This window comes from Amycolatopsis sp. M39 (genome assembly GCF_001651785.1).
In the GTDB taxonomy this organism is placed as follows: Bacteria; Actinomycetota; Actinomycetes; order Mycobacteriales; family Pseudonocardiaceae; genus Amycolatopsis; species Amycolatopsis rubida.
This window is the reverse complement of sequence record NZ_LWSF01000003.1, coordinates 99457-118944: the sequence shown is the minus strand read 5'-3', so window position 1 is coordinate 118944 and position 19488 is coordinate 99457. Positions and strand designations below refer to the sequence as shown.

At 68.1% G+C, this 19488-nt stretch carries 17 protein-coding genes and 2 tRNA genes; 4 read left to right on the top strand and 15 right to left on the bottom strand.

The features are described 5' to 3' along the window. Positions 1 to 193 precede the first annotated feature (193 nt). A complete protein-coding gene (locus tag A4R44_RS09330; RefSeq protein ID WP_198545229.1) occupies positions 194 to 454 on the top strand; it encodes a hypothetical protein in 261 nt (86 codons plus the stop codon). 76 nt (positions 455 to 530) lie between these two features. On the opposite strand, the gene A4R44_RS09325 is transcribed toward A4R44_RS09330, so the two are convergent. From A4R44_RS09325 to dnaA, 15 genes are all read right to left on the bottom strand, one after another. Next, on the bottom strand, positions 531 to 1166 hold the full coding sequence (locus A4R44_RS09325) for a hypothetical protein (RefSeq protein WP_157904838.1): 636 nt from the start codon (positions 1164 to 1166) through the stop codon (positions 531 to 533). Positions 1167 to 1872: 706 nt separating this feature from the next. Next, positions 1873 to 2520 (bottom strand): antibiotic biosynthesis monooxygenase, encoded by a 648-nt coding sequence (locus A4R44_RS09320; protein WP_067578340.1) that lies wholly within the window; start codon positions 2518 to 2520, stop codon positions 1873 to 1875. A 540-nt stretch (positions 2521 to 3060) separates the two neighbouring features. Continuing rightward, a tRNA-Ala gene (locus tag A4R44_RS09315) sits at positions 3061 to 3133 on the bottom strand. A 30-nt stretch (positions 3134 to 3163) separates the two neighbouring features. Continuing rightward, the gene (locus A4R44_RS45440) at positions 3164 to 3334 is read right to left on the bottom strand and encodes a DLW-39 family protein (RefSeq protein WP_093572280.1); all 171 of its coding nucleotides are present in this window, start codon (positions 3332 to 3334) and stop codon (positions 3164 to 3166) included. A gap of 159 nt (positions 3335 to 3493) precedes the next feature. Next, positions 3494 to 4264, bottom strand: a complete 771-nt coding sequence (locus tag A4R44_RS09310; protein WP_067578338.1) for a phosphotransferase — start codon at positions 4262 to 4264, stop codon at positions 3494 to 3496. After that, positions 4261 to 5646 carry a hypothetical protein gene (locus A4R44_RS09305; RefSeq protein ID WP_067578336.1) on the bottom strand — a complete coding sequence of 462 codons (1386 nt, stop codon included), beginning with the start codon at positions 5644 to 5646 and terminating at the stop codon, positions 4261 to 4263. Before A4R44_RS09305 ends, A4R44_RS09310 begins: the two co-directional genes overlap by 4 nt. Positions 5647 to 5736: 90 nt before the next feature. After that, positions 5737 to 5810 (bottom strand) — tRNA-Ile (locus tag A4R44_RS09300). 50 nt (positions 5811 to 5860) lie between these two features. Continuing rightward, a complete protein-coding gene (locus A4R44_RS09295; protein ID WP_067578334.1) occupies positions 5861 to 6511 on the bottom strand; it encodes a DUF3566 domain-containing protein in 651 nt (216 codons plus the stop codon). A gap of 35 nt (positions 6512 to 6546) precedes the next feature. After that, positions 6547 to 9156: a DNA gyrase subunit A gene (gyrA, locus tag A4R44_RS09290; RefSeq protein ID WP_067578332.1), complete on the bottom strand. Its 2610-nt coding sequence runs from the start codon at positions 9154 to 9156 to the stop codon at positions 6547 to 6549. Positions 9157 to 9206: 50 nt separating this feature from the next. Beyond that, positions 9207 to 11174, bottom strand: a complete 1968-nt coding sequence (gene gyrB, locus A4R44_RS09285; protein WP_067578330.1) for a DNA topoisomerase (ATP-hydrolyzing) subunit B — start codon at positions 11172 to 11174, stop codon at positions 9207 to 9209. Between the two features lie 197 nt (positions 11175 to 11371). After that, positions 11372 to 12007, bottom strand: coding sequence for a DciA family protein (locus A4R44_RS09280; protein WP_067578328.1), 636 nt, complete (start codon positions 12005 to 12007; stop codon positions 11372 to 11374). A 109-nt stretch (positions 12008 to 12116) separates the two neighbouring features. Then, positions 12117 to 13271, bottom strand: a complete 1155-nt coding sequence (gene recF / locus A4R44_RS09275; RefSeq protein WP_067578326.1) for a DNA replication/repair protein RecF — start codon at positions 13269 to 13271, stop codon at positions 12117 to 12119. 19 nt (positions 13272 to 13290) lie between these two features. Next, positions 13291 to 14181: a phosphogluconate dehydrogenase (NAD(+)-dependent, decarboxylating) gene (gene gnd, locus A4R44_RS09270; protein ID WP_067578324.1), complete on the bottom strand. Its 891-nt coding sequence runs from the start codon at positions 14179 to 14181 to the stop codon at positions 13291 to 13293. A 49-nt stretch (positions 14182 to 14230) separates the two neighbouring features. Continuing rightward, positions 14231 to 15364: a DNA polymerase III subunit beta gene (dnaN, locus tag A4R44_RS09265; RefSeq protein ID WP_067578322.1), complete on the bottom strand. Its 1134-nt coding sequence runs from the start codon at positions 15362 to 15364 to the stop codon at positions 14231 to 14233. Positions 15365 to 16273: 909 nt separating this feature from the next. Further along, complete coding sequence (dnaA, locus tag A4R44_RS09260; protein WP_067578320.1) at positions 16274 to 17953, bottom strand: chromosomal replication initiator protein DnaA; 1680 nt, start codon at positions 17951 to 17953, stop codon at positions 16274 to 16276. A gap of 600 nt (positions 17954 to 18553) precedes the next feature. Between dnaA and rpmH the strand changes: the two genes are divergently transcribed. From rpmH to yidD, 3 genes are read left to right on the top strand one after another with little or no spacing between them, the layout of a single operon-like run. Next, positions 18554 to 18697 (top strand): 50S ribosomal protein L34, encoded by a 144-nt coding sequence (gene rpmH / locus A4R44_RS09255; RefSeq protein WP_067578318.1) that lies wholly within the window; start codon positions 18554 to 18556, stop codon positions 18695 to 18697. 22 nt (positions 18698 to 18719) lie between these two features. Continuing rightward, positions 18720 to 19151, top strand: a complete 432-nt coding sequence (rnpA, locus tag A4R44_RS09250) for a ribonuclease P protein component (RefSeq protein WP_067578316.1) — start codon at positions 18720 to 18722, stop codon at positions 19149 to 19151. Between the two features lie 6 nt (positions 19152 to 19157). Next, positions 19158 to 19484: a membrane protein insertion efficiency factor YidD gene (gene yidD / locus A4R44_RS09245; RefSeq protein WP_067578314.1), complete on the top strand. Its 327-nt coding sequence runs from the start codon at positions 19158 to 19160 to the stop codon at positions 19482 to 19484. Positions 19485 to 19488 lie beyond the last annotated feature (4 nt).

Genomic DNA, 19488 nt, shown 5'->3' with positions numbered 1-19488 from the left:
GAGCCGTTGGCCAGCAATTCGCGCCCAGCACTGTAATCCGCGCCGCGGCTGAGGATTTCTGTGAGTTCCTCGGCGATGTCCTCGGGATGCAACCGCCAGGTCCGGTGCTGGTACTTCACTTCGAGCGTCCGGTCGACCGGCTGGCTCGCCGGACGCGATCACGTGCCACACCCTGCTGTACTCAACGCCTGCTTTGCTGGCCCGGCTTGCCACGTACCTGCTGGAGAAGGAACAGCAACTGGTCGAAGAGCTACAGGCTTCGTGCGGGGTCTCGGACGAGTTCACCGCGCGACTGGTGGCTGCGCAGGTCCTCGGGGCGCAGCGGATCTTGGGGTTTCACCATGCCCGGGAGATCCGCGGCGGGCGAAGCGCTGATGAGACTCATCCGGAAGCGGTCGCTCGGGCGGGAGCGGCTTACCGGATGCTGCGGGAGGGGCTGTCCTCGGTGCTGTGACTCTGGTTCAGTTCACAGAACCTTGATTGGCTGAGGCACGAAAAGTGCCCGGCCCGCTCCCGCGTCTCGCGCCAGCTCAGTTCTGGTCCGGGCTGTCGACCGGCACGCCCTGGTACCCAGTCCCCCGGTCCTGCGCGTTCGGCGGGTCCACCGGAACCCCGTGGTAACCGGTGCCCTGGTCCGTGGGCGGGTCGATCGGCACGCCGTTGTATCCCGTGCCCTGTTCCTGCGGGTCCGGAGTGTTCTCGTCCTTGGGCGGGGTGGTGTGCAGCTTCAACCCGTCCTTCTCGCAGCGGATCTCGTGCGTGCCCTCCGCGCCGGTGTCGGTCAGGCACTGCCAGCCCCGCACGGTCAGCATGTAGTTGGATCCGACGGCCTTGTCGATATTGTCGAAGTATTCGGGAATAACGTTGAACGCTTCGGTGCATCCGACAGTACCGGCCTCGGTTGCGTCCGCGATCAAATCAACCTTGCGCGGTCCGACAGGCCCGCCGAGCGCACTGCAATTAACGTCCTCGGAACTGGCCCCGCCACCGCCGCTGCCGCCCTTTTTCACCGGCGTCTCCGGCTGCTGCACCTGGCTCTTCGCCGCGACGTTGACCGGGGCGGATTGGTTGCTCGCCTGGGCTGCCGAATTCTGGCCAGAGCAGGCGGAAAGCAGTGCGACCGCACCGAGAGCCGCTCCGACGGTGGCAAATTTGACAGTCTTCATGAGCATTTCAATTCTCCCCTGACCAGCTCTTGGATTTCCCTTTGCCTCTAGAGACGCACACCGCCGGAGGGGGTTGCGAAGAAATTCCGCGGACTTGCCCGCGAAAGAACCTCGGCCCGACAACCGCACTGCGGGTACCGTGGCGACGGCCCGTCCAGCAGCCGCAGTCCGCACCTGCCGTCCAGCATCGCCGGTGCCGTGCTGGCTCCGCCGATCGACTGCCCGATCATCGCGATCCGCCGCCCGGGTTTGGACGAGCTTTCTCCAGTCCTGGAGCTGACAGGCAACGCATTCCGTCGTATGCCCGTCCGGGAAGGTGATCGCCGTCGATTCGTAGTTGTGCCCGCTCCCCGCAGCGGCATCCCCGCGGCTGGCCGGCTCCTCGCCAGCGACGACAAGGTCGCACACGGCAACGTGAACCCAGGCGAGAGCACCACCAACGACATCCGCCGGGACTGAGTGTCCACAGTGGAATTCGTCCACGGATCCGCGCGGGAAGTGTCGGTGAAGTGAAAGGTGGCAGTCCCGGCCGGGCCTGGCTCCACCAGGCGCAGACAACGCCAATCGCGGCGCAGCCCGCACTGTTCCTGCCCCGAGCACCGCCGCGACGTTATTACGCGCAGTCTCATGACTTCAGCTCGGAGCCACGCAGCACCCGGCAGCATCATCAGTCACCGGCACGAACTCCGCGCCCAGCTGAGCAGAATCAGGCTGGCTCCTTCGCGGACAGTCCAAGCGAAAGACTGCGCACCATCCGGTACCTCCGGAATCCACCGCCGCGTACCCCCGGAAAGTCCTGCACCTTCCGCCATTCGTCCGACACCCCGACCGTCCCTCGGCCGGAGCGCGCCAACGCGTCGCGATGCGATTGTTCGTCGGTCCACTCCGCATAATTGAGCGCCCGGGTCCCGTCGGTGCTGACATGGAAATGCCCGGATATCCCGCCCGGCGCAGGTTTGTCCTCACTGGCCATCGCGCCGAACACGGTATCCACCCAACGTCGCTGCCGCTGCGCATCCGCACTGTCGAACTCAACGCTTACCACGACAACACATCCCGGAACCGTCGAGTTGTCCCGATTTACGCTGCGATACAACCGATATTCCACCGGATCGCTCCCGGAAACCCGCCGCACGAGACCGGGATCGGCTGTCCCCTCCGCCCACTGGGTATAGACCAGCGACCCCTCGCCGTCGTTACCGGCCAACGCATTGAACGAAATCAGTCCGGTCGGCCACGGCTCTTTCTCCAGCCGGGCAAGCACATCCGCCGCCTCGACGGACGTTTCGGCAACCAGCACAGCGTCGACGTCCGTGCGCGCGAAGTCAGGCCGGGCAACGTGATTGACAGTCATGGATGTCCCTCCGAAATCAGTGATGACTCTCGAAGGATGGAACTTCAAGGGAGGTTGAAGTCAAGCCTTCGGCCGTGGCTCTCGGTACTCTGACTGTCACGAGGACAGAGGATCTTGATGCTTCCCAAGCGGACCGAGATGGTGGGCTGTCTCGCGGTGCCGGCGGCCGGGTGCGGCCACGCTGACCATGCACCCTGACACTCCGAGGACGGGCCAGGTCTCGCCAAAGCCGGAGGACGCCCTCAAGTTCTTGATCGACCGAGAAAGTTCGGGTCGAGACGTATGCCAACCACGCGAACTGCCACCCGCACATCGACGGTCCGGGGGACCAGCGGAAGCCACCTCGAACAAAAGGTGGGCGACGGCGAGATCTGCTGGATTCCGATGACTCCCGGCCACGCGGATCTCTCGCAGCGAGGACTACCCGGCACCCGCGCTCAACGAAGTGTTCGGGGACGCGATCTTCACGATCATCGATCGGTTGAAGCAGACCCATAACGCACGAATCCCCGCCCGGCTTGGCCGAACGGGGAGTGCGGGTGGACCTGAGGGGAATCGAACCCCTGACCCCCGCCTTGCAAAGGCGGTGCTCTACCAATTGAGCTACAGGCCCGGTGCGGGCCGAGGCCCGCGAAGTGCTACGTCAGTTGCGCGACGCGTCCGCGGCCTTGGCCGGAACGCTGCCGTTCGCCGACGGGGCGGCAGGCGTGGTGGCTTCCCGCCACAGGTCAGCCTCGGCCTTGGCCGCCTTGTTGCGCTTGACGACGAACAGGACGCCGCCCGCGACGACCGCGAGTGCCAACAGCTTCTTCACCTGAAGCCCCCTTCTGAGTGCTTGCGCTACGCCACGATGCTACCGGACCCGCCGCGCGTCCCGTCCGGCGGTTCCGGCTCTCTCGTTCCACGTGGAACACCGGGAATATCCGGAGTGATCGGTCCGTTGGACCAGACGGCCCCAGCGGCCGCGCACTGCTCAGCCCTGCCGGTCCTTCTCTTCCCGGCAGGGCTGACTCGTCTCCGCGAGCCGGGCCCTGGTGCCATCGAGGCCCGATTCGACCAGGTCAGGCCGGTTGTTCTCCATTCCGTACGTCACCTCGTACCACGGACCCAGCTGGTTCCACGCCCGAGCGCGACGACGCAGTTCCGGCGTGACCTCGTACTCCGTGGAGAACGCCGCGACGCACTCCGCCGAGGTCCAGTGCAGCAGCCACGCCAGGTCCCGCGCGGGGTCGCCGAGAGACACGTCGGTCCAGTCGATCACCCCGCTCAACCGGCCGTCCTGCCTCAGCAAATGCTCCGGGCCGAGGTCGGCATGGATGACGGTGTCTGCTGGATAACCCTGGACTTCCGCCAGCAGCGCCCGCCCGCGATCGGCCAGGGGGCCAAGCAACGGCGGAACGGCATCGAGCGCCACAACTTCGGGCTCAGCACCGAGTTCACGCGCCTTGGCCACGCCCGCACTGTGCAAGGCGCGAAGGAACCGACCGAGCACGCGACCGTCGTCAGCGGTCAGTTCACCCGGCTCGCCCGGCACCAGTTCATGCCGGACGACCAACGGATTTTCCCGCCACACCAACGGAATCGGCACCGAAAGCGGTAACTGCGGAGCCAGCCAGGGCAACACCCGCGTCTCGCGCAGCAGCCACGCGCGCACCTCGTCCCGTTTGGGCCGCCGCTCGACCCAGCGCCCGTCGACGAGAGTCGCGACGCTGTCCCAGCCCTCGCCCAGTTCCTCGCCGCTCACCTCGGAAGCCCAGCCGCGAACGCGATCTCCGAAACCGGCCCGCGGTCAAGGGAAAGCGTGTCCAGCAAGCCCGCGATCCGTTGCTGCTGCGCGGCAGTCGGCCGGAAATACATCGGCAGCACCTGCCGATCCCACGCCGCCCCGAACTCCAGGTCGGCGATCACCGCTTCCCATCCGCCGAGGCTCCGGTGCAACCACCATCCCCGACGCCGAATCACCGGGTCCGGGGAATCCTTCAGCACAGCCAAATCCGCCAGCGACCACAGCTGCGGACTGCTGCCGAGCACATCCCCGGCCAACCGGGCCACCGTGGGCTCCCCGCCGCCCATTTCCCGGAGCAGCCAAGGAACTTCCGCAGCGACCGCCTTGCCGCGAAGCAACGACAACCCGATCTTCTTCAAGGCCACATCCGCACTCCGCGCAACCTCGGCGATCTCCGCACGGTCCAGCTCGGTCCCGGTTTCCGCGAGGCCGGCGTACGCGCGAGCCCGCACCGCCGACCGGGCAGCAGAACGCGCGATCGCGGCATAAACCTCGACCGGGTCCCGTCCCATTTCTTGCCAGCGCAGCCGCGCCCACAACCGAACCAGCACCGACCGGTCGACCAGAAGTTGTTCCACGTCAACGGAATCGAGCTGCGCCGCGGTCAGCTTCACCAACCCCAGCACCCGGCTCTCCGCGGACCGCCCGCGAAGCAACGACCCGGCGACGACCTCCGGCGTACCCGAGTCCGCGATCACCTGGATCAACTTCCGCCGGACGACCTGGTCCCGTTCCCGCGGCAGCAACCCGACCGCGTCCGGCAAGCCGAGCAATCCATTCTCGAAGCTGTGCCGGAACGCGGTCCGCCGTACGTCGAAGTCCCCGGAACTCCGCAAGCACGCCCACACTGACTCCTCGCCCTGCGCGGCGACCAGCACCCGGAGATAGCGCCCAAGCACCTGCGAACCCCGCCAGCGCTGCGAAATCCGCTGCAGCAGCGGCACGATCCGCTCCGCCCGCGCCACCGTCGTACGCCGCAGCACCTCTTGTTCAGCCAGCTCGCGGACCACCTCGACATGGTCAGTAACCCGCACCGCCAGCGCCCGATCGCTCACCGCACCAACCGAAGCGCACAACACGCGAACGGCCTGCTCCCGGAGGCGACCGTCTGGGTGCATCGAAGCCAGCGCGGCGACAACCGGCGTGGCGTTCTTCAGCTTCCAGTCCTTCGCCCGTCCCAGCACCGGCACCGGGTAGCGGGCCTGGCGGGCGTAGTGGTCGATCCGCAGCAACTCGCGCGCAGTCGCCGACACGAGCCAGGCCTCGGTTTCGGCAAGGCCAGACTGAGCACGCCCGGTGGCGAGGCTCAGCTGCTCACGGATCTGCGCGGGGGTCTGCATACCGCTGATTCTGGCGAGAACACCGCCTGGCAGTCATCCGAAATACTCGAAAGGCCGGTCCGCAGCTGCGAACCGGCCTTCCGGGAAATGTGGGCCCACCAGGACTTGAACCTGGGACCTCTTCGTTATCAGCGAAGCGCTCTAACCGCCTGAGCTATGGGCCCGTCGAACGAGGAGAACTCTACCGGACTCCCCATCCGCCCTCGCAACCGGGTTACTCTCGCTCCGAGAGCGTGACCTCAAGGCCGCCCGCGAGGTCTGCCGACACGTTGTAGATGAACGCGCTCACCGTGGCCAGCGCGGACACCAGCACGATGTTGATCGCCCCGAGGATGGCCGCGATGCCGAACACACGACCGGCGCTGATCAGCGGTTCGGCGGACGCGTTCGCGCCCTCGCCACCGACCAGGGACGAGTACGTGCCGTTCAGCTTGTCCCACACGCCCATGCCGTCGAGCACCGTGTAGAGCACGCCGACCGCGACCAGCCAGACGAAGAACATCGCGACGCCGAGCACCAGTGCCAGCTTCAGCACCGACCACGGGTCGAAGCGCTTGATCTGCAGGCTCGCCCGCCGCGGGCCACGGCCGGGACGGCGCAGCGCGCTCGGCGTCGGCCGGGTGCGGCCCGCGGGCGGCACGTCGGCCGCCGGTGGCGGTGCCTCGCCTCCGAAGAGCCGGGGCGCCGCCGAACCGGTCACCGGGTAGTCGTTCTCGGCCGCGGCCGGTTCCGGAGCCGCAGTGGGCACGTCCTCGGTCGCGATCCGCGCCGTGGCCATGGCCTCGGAGTCGCCGCCGCCGTCCTTGGCGGTGCGCTGCCAGGGCGGGTTGGCCGACGCGTCGTCGGCCTTGTCGGATGGTGCCACGTTGAGTCAGTCCTTACCCGTGCGTGGGGCGCCGATCACTGCTCCGGCGCCGTGCCGTCTTCTGCTGTGGGCTCCTCTGGCGTAGCCTCCGCCGCTTCCTCCGAAACCGTCTCGGACGAGACTTCCGGAGTCTCCGAAGCCTCGGAAGCTTCCTCGGCGGAGTCCTCGCCACCATTGGCGACGTCCGAACCCTCGTCCGCGTTGCGTGCGACCGCGAGAAGAGTGGTTCCGTCACCAAGGTTCATCAGCCGAACGCCCTTGGTCTGCCTGCTCGCCTTGCGCACGTCCCGCGCCGGCGTGCGGATGACCCCGCCGCTGGACGTGATGGCGAACAGCTCGTCGTCCTCGTCGACGATGAGTGCCCCCACCAGCCTGCCACGTTTGCTGTCGTGCTGAATGGTGAGCACGCCCTTGCCGCCGCGGCCCTGTACCGGATAGTCCTCGATCGGCGTCCGCTTCGCATACGCGCCGTCCGTGGCGACCAGCAGGAACTTGTCCGGTTTGACCACGCTGATGCCGAGCAGTTCGTCGCCGTCGTTGAACCGCATGCCCAGCACGCCCGAGGTCGGCCTGCCCATCGGGCGCAGCGCCTCGTCGGTGGCGTGGAAGCGGATCGACTGGCCGCCTGCGGACACCAGCAGCAGGTCGTCCTCGGCCGCGGCCAGCACCGCGCCCATCAGCTCGTCGCCCTCGCGCAGGTTGATCGCGATGAGGCCGCCCGCGCGGTTGGAGTCGAAGTCGGTGAGCTTCGTCTTCTTCACCAGGCCGCGCTGCGTGGCGAGCACCAGGTACGGCGCGACCTCGTAGTTCGGGATCTCGATGACCTGGGCGATCTGCTCGTCCGGCTGGAACGCGAGCAGGTTCGCCACGTGCTGGCCGCGCGCGTTGCGGTTGGCCTCGGGCAGGTCGTAGGCCTTCGCCCGGTACACCCGGCCCTTGTTCGTGAAGAACAGGATCCAGTCGTGCGTGGAGCACACGAAGAAGTGCTGGACGATGTCGTCCTGCTTCAGCGTCGCGCCCTGCACGCCCTTGCCGCCGCGCTTCTGCGACCGGTACAGATCGGTTTTCGTCCGCTTGGCGTAGCCCGTGCGGGTGATGGTGACGACGACGTCTTCCTGCGCGATCAGGTCCTCGACCGACACGTCGCCGTCGAACGGGATGATCTGCGTGCGCCGGTCGTCGCCGTACTTGTCGACGATCTCCATCAGCTCGTCGCGGATGATCGACCGCTGCCGCTCGGGCTTCGCGAGGATGTCCTTGAGGTCGGCGATGTCCAGCTCGATCTCGGCCAGGGTGTCGATGATCCGCTGCCGTTCCAGCGCGGCCAGCCTGCGCAGCTGCATGTCCAGGATCGCGGTGGCCTGGATCTCGTCGATCTCAAGCAGCGACATCAGGCCCGGCCGGGCCTCGTCGGCCGAGGGCGACCGCCGGATCAGGGCGATCACCTCGTCCAGCATGTCCAGCGCCTTGACCAGGCCGCGCAGGATGTGGGCCCGTTCCTCGGCCTTGCGCAACCGGAACCGGGTGCGCCGCACGATCACGTCGACCTGGTGCTTCACGTAGTGCCGGATGATCTGGTCGAGCCGCAGCGTGCGCGGCACGTCGTCGACCAGCGCCAGCATGTTCACGCCGAAGTTCTGCTGCAGCTGGGTGTGCTTGAACAGGTTGTTCAGCACCACCTTCGCCACCGCGTCGCGCTTGATCGTGACGACGATCCGCATGCCGGAGCGGCTGTTGGACTCGTCCGCGATGTCCGCGATGCCGGTGATCTTGCCGTCGCGCACCAGGTGCGCGATGTTCTCCACCAGGTTGTCCGGGTTCACCTGGTAGGGCAGCTCGGACACGACCAGGATCGTGCGGCCCTTCGCGTCCTCTTCGACCTCGACGACCGCGCGCATCCGGATCGAACCGCGGCCGGTGCGGTAGGCGTCCTCGATGCCGGACGTGCCGAGGATCATCGCCTTGGTCGGGAAGTCCGGGCCCTTGATCCGCACGAGCAGCGCGGCCAGCAGTTCGTCGTCGGTCGCTTCCGGGTTCTCCAGCGCCCATACGACGCCTTCGGACACCTCGCGCAGGTTGTGCGGCGGGATGTTCGTCGCCATCCCGACCGCGATCCCGGAACCGCCGTTGACCAGCAGGTTCGGGAACCGCGACGGCAGCACGTCGGGCTCCTGGGTGCGCCCGTCGTAGTTGTCGCGGAAATCGACGGTGTCCTCTTCGATGTCCGCGAGCATCTGCATCGCGAGCGGCGCGAGGCGGGATTCGGTGTACCGCATCGCGGCCGCGGGGTCGTTGCCCGACGAGCCGAAGTTGCCCTGTCCGTCGATCAGCGGGTAGCGCAGCGACCACGGCTGGGCGAGCCGCACGAGCGCGTCGTAGATCGCCGAGTCGCCGTGCGGGTGGTAGTTGCCCATGACGTCGCCGACGACGCGGGAGCACTTGTTGTACCCGCGGTCCGGGCGGAACCCGGAGTCGAACATCGAGTACAGGATCCGGCGCGCCACCGGCTTGAGGCCGTCGCGCACGTCCGGCAGCGCCCGCGACACGATGACGCTCATCGCGTAGTCGATGTAGGAGCGCTGCATCTCCTGCTGGATGTCGACCGGTTCGATCCGGTCGTGTTCCGGCGGCAAGGTTTCCGTCATGGGGTCCTTCTCGGTGAGCAGTCCTGGGGAAGCGGGTTAGCAGGGGACGCCTACACGTCCAGGAAGCGCACGTCCTTGGCGTTGCGCGTGATGAACGAGCGGCGCGCTTCCACGTCCTCGCCCATCAGCACGGAGAACAGTTCGTCGGCTTGCGCAGCGTCGTCGAGGGTGACCTGCCCGAGCAGCCGGTTCGCCGGGTCCATCGTGGTCTCCCACAGCTCCTCGGCGTTCATCTCGCCGAGACCCTTGTACCGCTGGATCGCGTCGTCCTTCGGAAGACGGCGGCCGGACTCGACGCCTGCCTGGATCACCGCGTCGCGTTCCTTGTCCGAGTAGGCGTATTCCGGCTCCGCCCGCGGCCACTTGATCTTGTACAGCGGCGGCCGCGACAGGAACACGTGGCCGTGCTCGATCAGCGGCGTCATGAACCGGAACAGCAGGGTGAGCAGCAGCGTGGTGATGTGCTGGCCGTCGACGTCGGCGTCGGCCATCAGCACGATCTTGTGATACCGCAGCTTCGAGAGGTCGAAATCGTCGTGGATGCCGGTGCCGAGCGCGGTGATCAGCGACTGGACCTCGGTGTTTTTGAGGACGCGGTCGATGCGGGCCTTCTCGACGTTGATGATCTTGCCCCGGATCGGCAGGATCGCCTGGTACATCGAGTCGCGGCCTTCCTTGGCCGAACCGCCAGCCGAGTCGCCCTCCACGATGTAGAGCTCGCACTCGCCGGGGTCGTTGGAGCGGCAGTCCTTCAGCTTGCCCGGAAGGCCGCCGATCTCCAGCGCGCCCTTGCGCCGCACCAGGTCGCGCGCCTTGCGGGCGGCGAGCCGGGCCTGCGCCGACGAGATCGACTTGTTGATGATCGTCTTGGCTTCGCTCGGGTTGCGCTCGAACCAGTCGCCGAGCCATTCGTTCGACTGCTGCTGCACGAACGTCTTGGCCTCGCTGTTGCCCAGCTTGGTCTTGGTCTGGCCCTCGAACTGCGGTTCGGACAGCTTGATCGACACGATCGCGGCAAGCCCCTCGCGCACGTCGTCGCCGGTCAGGTTGGCGTCTTTCTCCTTGAGCAGCTTCTTCTCGCGCGCGTACGCGTTGACCACGCGGGTGAGCGCGGCCCGGAAGCCCTCTTCGTGCGTGCCGCCCTCGTGCGTGTTGATCGTGTTGGCGAAGGTGTACACCGACGGCGTGAACCCGGTGTTCCACTGCATCGCGACCTCGACCTCAAGGCCGGAGCCCTTGGCGTCGAAGGAGATGACGCTCTCGTGGATCGGGTCCTTGCTGCCGTTGATGTGCTTGACGAAGTCCTCAAGCCCGCCCGGGTAGCAGTAGACGACTTCCTTGACCCTGGCCTGCTTGCCCGCCGCGTCCTCTTCGGTCTCCTCGTCGGCGACGCGCTCGTCGCGCAGCGACAGGGTGAGGCCCTTGTTGAGGAACGCCATCTCCTGCAAGCGGCGCGAGATGGTCTCGAAGTTGTAGGTGGTGGTCTCGAAGATGCTGCCGTCGGCCCAGAAGGTGATGGTGGTGCCCGTGTCGCTGGCCGGGCCAAGGTCTTCCAGCGGGCCGGGAACCTGGTTCGTGTACTCCTGGCGCCAGCTGCGGCCGCCGACCTTGATCTCCGCGAGCAGCTTCGTGGACAGCGCGTTCACCACCGAGACGCCGACGCCGTGCAGGCCGCCGGAAACCGCGTAGGAGTCGCTGTCGAACTTGCCGCCCGCGTGCAGGATGGTGAGCACGACCTCGAGGGTCGGCTTCTTCTCCTTGGGGTGCATGTCCACCGGAATGCCGCGACCGTCGTCGACTACCCGCACCCCGCCGTCCGCGAGCAGGGTAACCTCGACCTTGGTGGCGTACCCCGCCATCGCCTCGTCCACGGAGTTGTCCACCACCTCCTGGACCAGGTGGTGGAGACCGCGCTCACCGGTGGAACCGATGTACATGCCGGGGCGCTTGCGAACTGCTTCGAGGCCTTCGAGCACGGTGATGGACGACGCGTTGTACTCGCTCTTGTTCTCGGTCACCGGCGTTGATTCTCCTCGTCTCGCCCGAGCGGACGCCCGCTACTACAACAGTGTACTTGCCCGCACGCGCTCACATGCGGCTAGGACACCCCTCAGCCGGTCGCAGAGGGACGAAATCACCCTCAGTTGAGTCATCTCGTATCTGAACCCGCGCGGCCCGGTTCTCGGGGAACTCATCCGCCAGAGCGCAACCCCCGTCAGCCGTACGTGTCACGCGGCCCGCGACCAGGCACATGCCGGGGCCCTTTCCGCCAGCTCGGAGCGGTCGGGCCCTGGATCCGCATCCGCTTGACCACGCCGTTCCCGACGCCCGCGGCGATCTTCGCCAGCAACTTGCCCTGCAGCAACCGCAACTGCGTCGCCCACGCGGTGGAACTCGCGCGGACGGTCAGCTCGCCGTCTTTCAACGCCACCGGCTGGGCGTGTTCGGCGACGTCCTCGCCCACGAGCCGGGCCCATTGCCCGAACACGCGCGCGTTGGTCATCGTGTCCTGCCAGCCGCTGTCGGAAATCAGCCGCGAGACGAGGCGACCGAGCGGCTGCGGGTCGCGCGGATCCGCGCCGGGACCGGACCAGCGCCTGCGCGCCCGGTTCTGCCCGCCGCCCCCGCTGATCCGGCCGCGCCGGAGGTTCGGCGGGGCTCCGCGCTCGCGGGCTTTCGCCTTCGCCGCTTCGAGCGCGGCGTGCGCGAGGTCGCGGCCGCTCGGTTTGTCCCCAGCGGGCCTCTCGTTCGGCCCAGTGGAACTGTCACGCTCCGTCGCGCCGCGCGCGGGATTTCCGGAAGTGTCGCCCGCTTCCGGGGTGTCAAGACCGCCATCCGGCCGGTTCGTCACGCGGGGCGATAACCCGGCTCCGGGTTTATCCACACTGTCCACAGGTTTGTCCCCAGATCGGTGGGCAACCCGCGTGACTCCGGTCACCCCGCGTGGTCGTCGTGGCTGTTCAGGCACGGTTCACCTCCCCGTCGGCCACCGTGAACCTCGCGCCGGCCAGCTCCTCGGGCACGTCCTCGGCCACCGCCGCGGTGATGAGGACCTGTTCGGCGCTCGCGGAGACCTCGGCCAGCCGAGCCCGGCGCTTGCGGTCGAGTTCGGCGAACACATCGTCTAACAACAAGACCGGTTCACCCGCTTCGGCGCGCAGAAGTTCGTAACTTCCGAGCCGCAACGCGAGCGCGAACGACCAAGACTCGCCGTGGCTCGCGTACCCCTTCGCCGGCACTTCGCCGAGAATCAGCTCCAGTTCGTCCCGATGCGGACCGACCAGGCTGATCCCTCGCTCCAGTTCCTGCCGCCGCGTGCCAGCCAACGCCTTCAGCAACAGCTCGCGCAGTACCTCTGTCTCAGCACGCTCGCCGCCAGGCACTCCGTACGAGGGCGGCAGCGCTTCGCCGAGCGAAGACTTGTACGCGATCTTCGCCGGGCGAGAGTCGGGCGCGACCCCCATATAGGCGTCGGCCGTGTACGGCGCGAGGTCTGCGATGAGGTTCAACCGCGCCGCCAGCAGCTGCGCGCCAGCCACCGAGAGATGGTCGTCCCACACGTCGAGCGTCGACAGTGCGTACGGGTCTTCGCGACCAGTACGGCGTTTGCCCGCGGTCTTGAGAAGCGCGTTGCGCTGCTTAAGCACCTTCTCGTAGTCCGCGCGCACGCCTGCGTACCGAGGCGCGCGAAGCACGAGCAGTTCGTCCATGAACCGACGGCGTTCGCTCGGATCGCCGCGCACGAGCGAGAGGTCCTCGGGAGAGAACAGCACCGTACGCAGAATGCCGAGCACGTCGCGCGGTTTGCCGACCGCACCGCGGTTCACTCGGGCACGGTTGGCGCGACCAGGCGTGATCTCGAGTTCGACCGTCAGCTCGCGGTCTTCGTTGACGACCGCGACCCGGACGAGCGCGCGCTCACAGCCGTGCCGGACGAGCGGGGCGTCCGTGGCGACCCGGTGCGAACCGAGGGTCGCCACATAGCCGATCGCTTCGAGCAGGTTCGTCTTCCCCCGGCCGTTCTGGCCGACGAGCACGACCGGCCCCGGTTCGAGGGCGAGGTCGGCCAGCGGCCAGGACCGGAAGTCGGTGACCTGGAGATGTCGCAGATACACGGGCAGGGACCGCGGGAGGCTAGCTCCCGGCCTTCTTCACAGCGTGGCCGCCGAACTGGTTGCGCAGCGCGGCGACGGCACGCATCGCGGCGGAATCCTTCTGCCGGGAGGAGAACCGGGCGAACAGCGCGGCCGAGAGCACCGGGGCGGGCACCGCGTTGTTGACCGCTTCCTCCAGCGTCCAGCGGCCTTCGCCGGAGTCCTCGACGTAGCCTTCCAGGTCGTCCAGGTCCGGGTCCTCGTCCAGCGCGCGCACCAGCAGGTCGAGCAGCCAGGAGCGGACCACGGTGCCGCGCTGCCAGCCCTTGATCACGGCGGGCACGTCATCGACGGTCTTCGCGGCTTCGAGCAGTTCGAAGCCCTCGGCGTAGGCCTGCATGATGCCGTACTCGATGCCGTTGTGGATCATCTTCGCGTAGTGCCCGGCACCGACCGAGCCCGCGTGCGAGAAGCCTTCCTCGCGCGGGCCTTCCGGACGCAGCGCGTCGAAGATCGGCATCGCACGCTGGACGTCCGACGCCGCCCCGCCGACCATCAGGCCGTAGCCGTTGTCCTTGCCCCACACGCCGCCGGAGACGCCGCAGTCGAGGTAGCCGACGCCGTGCGAGGCGAGCAGATCGGCGTTCAGCTTGTCGTCGGTGAACTTCGAGTTCCCGCCGTCGATCACCAGGTCGCCCTCGGACAGCAGCTGCCCGAGTTCGGTCACGGTCTGCCGGGTCGGCTCCCCGGCCGGGACCATGATCCACACGATGCGGGGACCGGACAGCTGGGAGACGAGGTCTTCGAGCGAGGTCGAGTCGCTCACGTCGGGGTTGCGGTCGTAGCCGACCACCTCGTGCCCGGCGGCGCGCAGCCGCTCGCGCATGTTGAAGCCCATCTTGCCCAGGCCGACGAGACCCAGCTGAACCATGAGATCCCCTTTGGATTGGATCGGTTTTCCTCGGTTGGACGCGCGGCGCTCAGCCCGGCAGCCGGACCGGCATGAGCAGGTAGAGATATCCGGGGACGACGTTGCCTTCGGCGTCGGCGGGCTTGATCAGCGCCGGGCGGTTGGGCGTGGTGAACGTCAGCTCGGCCCGGTCGCTGTGCAGTGCGCCGAGCCCGTCGACGAGGTAGCCGGGGTTGAACGCGATGGTGACCGGCTCGCCCTCGTAGTCGACCTGGAGTTCTTCCTCGGCGCTGCCCTCGTCGTCGCCGCCTGCGGACAGCCGCAGGGAGCCGTCTGCGAACTCGAGCCGCACCTGGGTGCCGCGCTCGGCCACTAGCGACACACGCTTGATCGACTCGGTGAGCGCGCTGACCTCGATGACCGCGCGCGAGGTATGGTTCGCGGGCAGCAGCTGGCGATACGGCGGGAACTCGGCGTCGAGCAGCCGGGTGGTCGTGTAGCGGCCGGCCCCGGACAGGCCGAGCAGCCCGTCGCCGGAAGCGAGCGCGAGCTGCACGGTGGTGCCCGCGCCGCCGAGTGTCTTGGCGGCTTCGGCGAGCGTGCGCGCGGGGACGAGCACCGCGGCGTCGGACAGGCCCTCGGCGGGCTTCCAGGTGAACTCGCGCATGGCGAGCCGGAACCGGTCGGTGGCGACGAGGGTGAGCGTCTCGCCGGAGATCTCCAGGCGCATGCCGGTGAGCATCGGGAGCGTGTCGTCCTTGCCGGCCGCGGTGGCGACCTGGGTGACCGCCTGGCCGAAGACGTCGCCGGTGAGCTCACCCGCACGCGCGGGCTGGGACGGCAGCTGCGGGTAGTCCTCGACCGGCATGGTCGGGAGGCTGAACCGGGCGCTGCCGCACGTGATGGTGGCGCGGGCGCCGTCGACGGAGATCTCCACCGGCTGCGCGGGCAGCGCCTTGGTGATGTCGGCGAGGAGGCGACCGGAGACGAGCAGCCGTCCGCCGTCGGCGATGGTCGCGGGAACGCCGACCGTGGCCGAGACCTCGTAGTCGAAGCCGGAGACCGTGAGCGCGTCGGACTCCCCGCCGGAGCCCGCGTCGAGGAGGACGCCGCCCAGGACCGGCACCGGAGGCCGGGAGGGGAGGCTTCTGGCCACCCACGCGACGGCGTCGGCGAGCCCGTCGCGCTCGACGCGGATCTTCATGCGCGCTTCCTTTCGACAGCCGAGCCCCTCGGCTCGTGAAGGGGTCGCCGGGCACCAGTCGTGAGCACCGCGCGCGACCGGGTCCCCGCCGGTCCGGTCCGCCCCGCGCGGGAACGGACCAGCTGCAGACATCCACGTTAGGCCGTCGCCGGGGGTGCCGTCACCTCGGCCTCCCCTTCACTTTGTCGACAAGACGACACGAATCTCGGGTTGTCCCCAGTTTCGTCCTCCGCCTGTTTTTGTTCTGTTCTTTCTAAGAAGAGAACAAAAACCAGTAGCAGTAATAGGGGCTGTGGATTGTGTGGATAGCGCCCGTTCGCGCTGGTCGTGGCGCGCGGCGGCTTGTGGGCAGCCCTGGTGGCGGATCGGTGGATGGTTCGGGCGATCCGTGGATGGTTTCGAGCCGTCCCCGATTCATCCACAGTCGGGCCCAGTTGTCCCCAGGGTTGTCCCCAGGTTGGGGCCGAGTTGTACCCAGGTTCTGGGGGCAGCCGAAGCGGCCGGGATCGCCCTGGTGAGTGACGACCCACAGTTGTGGATGACCTGTGGGCAACCTGGGGAATCCGCGTGGACAACCCTGGGGACAACCTGTGGATTCGGTGTGAGCGGGATGTGGATCGAATCCGGGTCATCGCAGCTCCGAGATCTGTTGGCACTGTGGGCAAACTGCCCACACCCTGGGGAAAACCCCTTGTGTATCAATAAGTTTGAGAAATTCTGTGTACACAGGCTGTGGACGTCTGTGGATGCGTACGCGTGCTTCGTTCCGCTGCCGACCCGTACGCACGCTTCAGCTGCGTACGCGCGAGAAGCCAGTCATGGCAGCAAAAAGGGCACCACGGAGGTCCGTGGTGCCCTTGGCGTCGAAACAGAACTGTCTACAAGAGAGTGTCCAAACGCGGCAGCCGGCTACTGCCGGGCGCGCTGCTTGATCCGTGAGGTCAGCTCCTGCACCTGGTCGTAAATCCGCCGGCGCTCGGCCATCTCCTTGCGGATCTTCTTGTCCGCGTGCATGACGGTCGTGTGGTCGCGGCCGCCGAACGTCTGCCCGATCTTCGGCAGCGACATCTCGGTCAGCTCGCGGCAGAGATACATCGCGATCTGGCGGGCCGTGGCGAGCGCCTTCGTCTTGCCAGGGCCGCACAGCTCGTCGAGCGTCACGTCGAAGAACTCGGCGGTGACGCCCATGATGGTCGGCGCGGTGATCTCCGGCGTGTGCGAATCCGGGATCAGATCGCGCAGCACGATCTCGGCGAGCCCGACTTCCACCGGCTGCTGATTCAGCGACGCGAAAGCGGTGACGCGGATCAGCGCGCCCTCCAGTTCGCGGATGTTCGCCTCGACCCGCGACGCGATGAACTCCAGCACCTCGCCGGGCACCGCGAGCCGGTCCTGCGCCGCCTTCTTGCGCAGGATCGCGATCCGGGTCTCCAGCTCCGGCGGCTGGATGTCGGTGATCAGGCCCCATTCGAACCGCGTCCGCAGCCGGTCCTCCAGCGTCTCCAGCCGCTTGGGCGGCCGGTCGGAGCTGACCACGATCTGCTTGTTCGCGTTGTGCAGCGTGTTGAAGGTGTGGAAGAACTCCTCCTGGGTGCCTTCCTTGCCCTCCAGGAACTGGATGTCGTCCACGAGCAGGATGTCGATGTCGCGGTAACGCCGCTGGAAGGCGACCTTGCGGTCGTCGCGCAGCGAGTTGATGAAGTCGTTCGTGAACTCTTCGGTCGAGACGTAGCGCACGCGCATGCCGGGGAACAGCCGCTGCGCGTAGTGCCCGACGGCGTGCAGCAGGTGCGTCTTGCCGAGCCCGGACTCGCCCCAGATGAACAGCGGGTTGTACGCCCGTGCCGGTGCCTCGGCCACGGCGACCGCGGCGGCGTGCGCGAAGCGGTTGGACGCGCCGATGACGAAGGTGTCGAAGTTGTACTTCTCGTTCAGCTTCGTCTTCGAGGTCTGCGGCTGCGCGGGAGCGGTATAGGGCTGGCCCGCGATCGGCTGCCCGGCGAACCGGGGCCAGATCTCGTTGGCGGTCGCCAGCGCTTCGCCCTCTTCGTCGACTTCCTCGTCCGGGTCTTCGAGGTCGTCGAGGCCCGGGTGCACCGGCTGCTGCGGAGGCGGTGGCGGCGGCTCGACGCGCGCGGGCGGAAGACCGGCCGCGTCGACCTGAGGCCGGCGCGGCGGCGGCATCGGCTTCGGGCGCTCCGCACGCACGTGGTCGGCCTGGCCGTTGTCCGTGTGCGGGCTCGCCTGCGGAACCGGCTCCGGCCGGGGGACATCGTTTTCCACCCGGGCGGGTGACGCCGCATAGCGGGGGGCGGGCGCGACCGGTTCGGCGCTGTCGACCTTCACCGCCAGCGACACCGGACGGCCGAGCCGCCGGGACAGCGCTTCGGTGATCGAGGTGCGCAGCGCGCGTTCGATGGCTTCCTTCGCGAAATCGCTCGGTGCGGCGAGCAGCGCGGTGCCGTCGAGGAGACCGATCGGGCGGGTCACCCGCATCCAGGCTCGTTGCTGCGGGGAGAGGGTGCCGTTGGACAGCTCCCGCACCACCTGCTCCCAGATGACGCCCAGATTGTGCTGGTGCTCCGACACCGGTCTGACTCCCCTCCCCTCGTCGGCGCGCACGCCTCGGACCCACCCCGAGCACGTCTTGGAAGCTCGCCTCGAGCCCGCGGTCCGGACTCACCCGCGCGACGGCACAGCGATATCCACAAAGTTGTCCACAGCTGTGCACTAATGTACGGCCGTCCGCAGCCAGGCGACCTGCGGGCTCGGCGTACTCCCCGGGCGCCTCCACACCCCCCGGCGCCGGCGAGGCCGGATCAGTCCTGGCCGGAGGCCGAGAGAGGCACGCTAACAAGCCCTGCTCGATGCCACAAGACGTGGTGCTGCGCAAGCATTTCACGGTGTACGGCGTGTTGCCATTCGGTGCCGCGCCGTGCCGGAAGGCAGTCTCGCCGGTCGGTCGCCGAGGGTGGCGGAGGGGCGCCTGCGGCGTTCACGACCGGGGTGCGTACCCTCGTAAGGTCTCCCGTATGCGACGGGTGCGTTTCGCGTGCCTACGTATGTCGTCGCTCGTCGTGACGAGGCCACCCGGTGGTAGGAGACAGCACGAACTTCCGTGCGACCCGCACGACACGCCGGGCGCCGGGGAATCCGCCGTCGCCCGACGGCCGAGACACAGGAGAAGCAGTGAGCAAGGGCAAGCGCACCTTCCAGCCGAACAACCGTCGTCGCGCGAAGACCCACGGGTTCCGCCTGCGCATGCGGACCCGTGCGGGCCGGTCGATCCTCGCGGCGCGCCGTCGCAAGGGCCGCGCCGAGCTGTCCGCCTGATCCGGCTCCGCGGGACCGCGTCGTGCTGCCCGCTGGCGCACGTCTGCGGCGGAGCGAGGACTTCCGGGTCGTCCTCCGCCGGGGGTCCCGAGCCGGCAGGCGCCGCCTCGTCGTCCATGCGTTGACCACGGACCCGTCCGTGGCCGCCTCGTTCGCGGCCAGGGCGGGTTTTGTGGTGAGCAAGGCCGTCGGGAACTCGGTGGTGCGCCACCGGGTGACCCGGCGGTTGCGGCACCTGGTTTCCGCGCGTCTCGGAACACTGCCCGCGGGCAGCTCGTTGGTGGTACGGGCATTGCCTCCGGCCGCGTCCGCGTCGAGCGCTGAGCTCGGCGCGGATCTCGACGCCGCACTGCGCCGGCTCGGCCTCGCGCCGTCCGGCCGCCCGGCCGGGGCCAATGCTCCCCGGCAGCCGCGCCAGCAGGGCGCGGCACCCGACCACGGATCAGCGGTGTAAACGGCTATGGACGCCACCTCCGAACACAGCACCACCGAAGTACCCGAGGAAGAGTCGCCGCCCCGGCCGGGACCGGTCGCGTGGGTGCTGCTCCTTCCCGTGCGGTTCTACCGCAAGGCGATTTCGCCCTTCCTTCCTCCGGCCTGCCGGTTCTACCCGAGCTGCAGCGCGTACGCAGTCGAAGCCCTGACCCGCCACGGCGCGGCCAAGGGCTCCTATCTCGCGCTGCGCCGGCTGCTTCGCTGCGGCCCGTGGACCCCGCCCGGCCGCGACCCGGTGCCCGAGAAGTTCTCGTGGCGGCACCGCACGCCTGAAACACCGATCGAGGAGTAGCTCA

Bases quoted from the DNA above. Each gene is read 5' to 3' on its own strand.
- A4R44_RS09325 (WP_157904838.1), bottom strand. From the start codon at position 1,166: ATGAAGACTGTCAAATTTGCCACCGTCGGAGCGGCTCTCGGTGCGGTC.
- A4R44_RS09305 (WP_067578336.1), bottom strand. From the start codon at position 5,646: ATGCAGACCCCCGCGCAGATCCGTGAGCAGCTGAGCCTCGCCACCGGG.
- dnaN (WP_067578322.1), bottom strand. From the start codon at position 15,364: ATGAAGATCCGCGTCGAGCGCGACGGGCTCGCCGACGCCGTCGCGTGG.
- gyrA (WP_067578332.1), bottom strand. From the start codon at position 9,156: ATGACGGAAACCTTGCCGCCGGAACACGACCGGATCGAACCGGTCGAC.
- A4R44_RS09320 (WP_067578340.1), bottom strand. From the start codon at position 2,520: ATGACTGTCAATCACGTTGCCCGGCCTGACTTCGCGCGCACGGACGTC.
- gnd (WP_067578324.1), bottom strand. From the start codon at position 14,181: ATGGTTCAGCTGGGTCTCGTCGGCCTGGGCAAGATGGGCTTCAACATG.
- yidD (WP_067578314.1), top strand. From the start codon at position 19,158: ATGGACGCCACCTCCGAACACAGCACCACCGAAGTACCCGAGGAAGAG.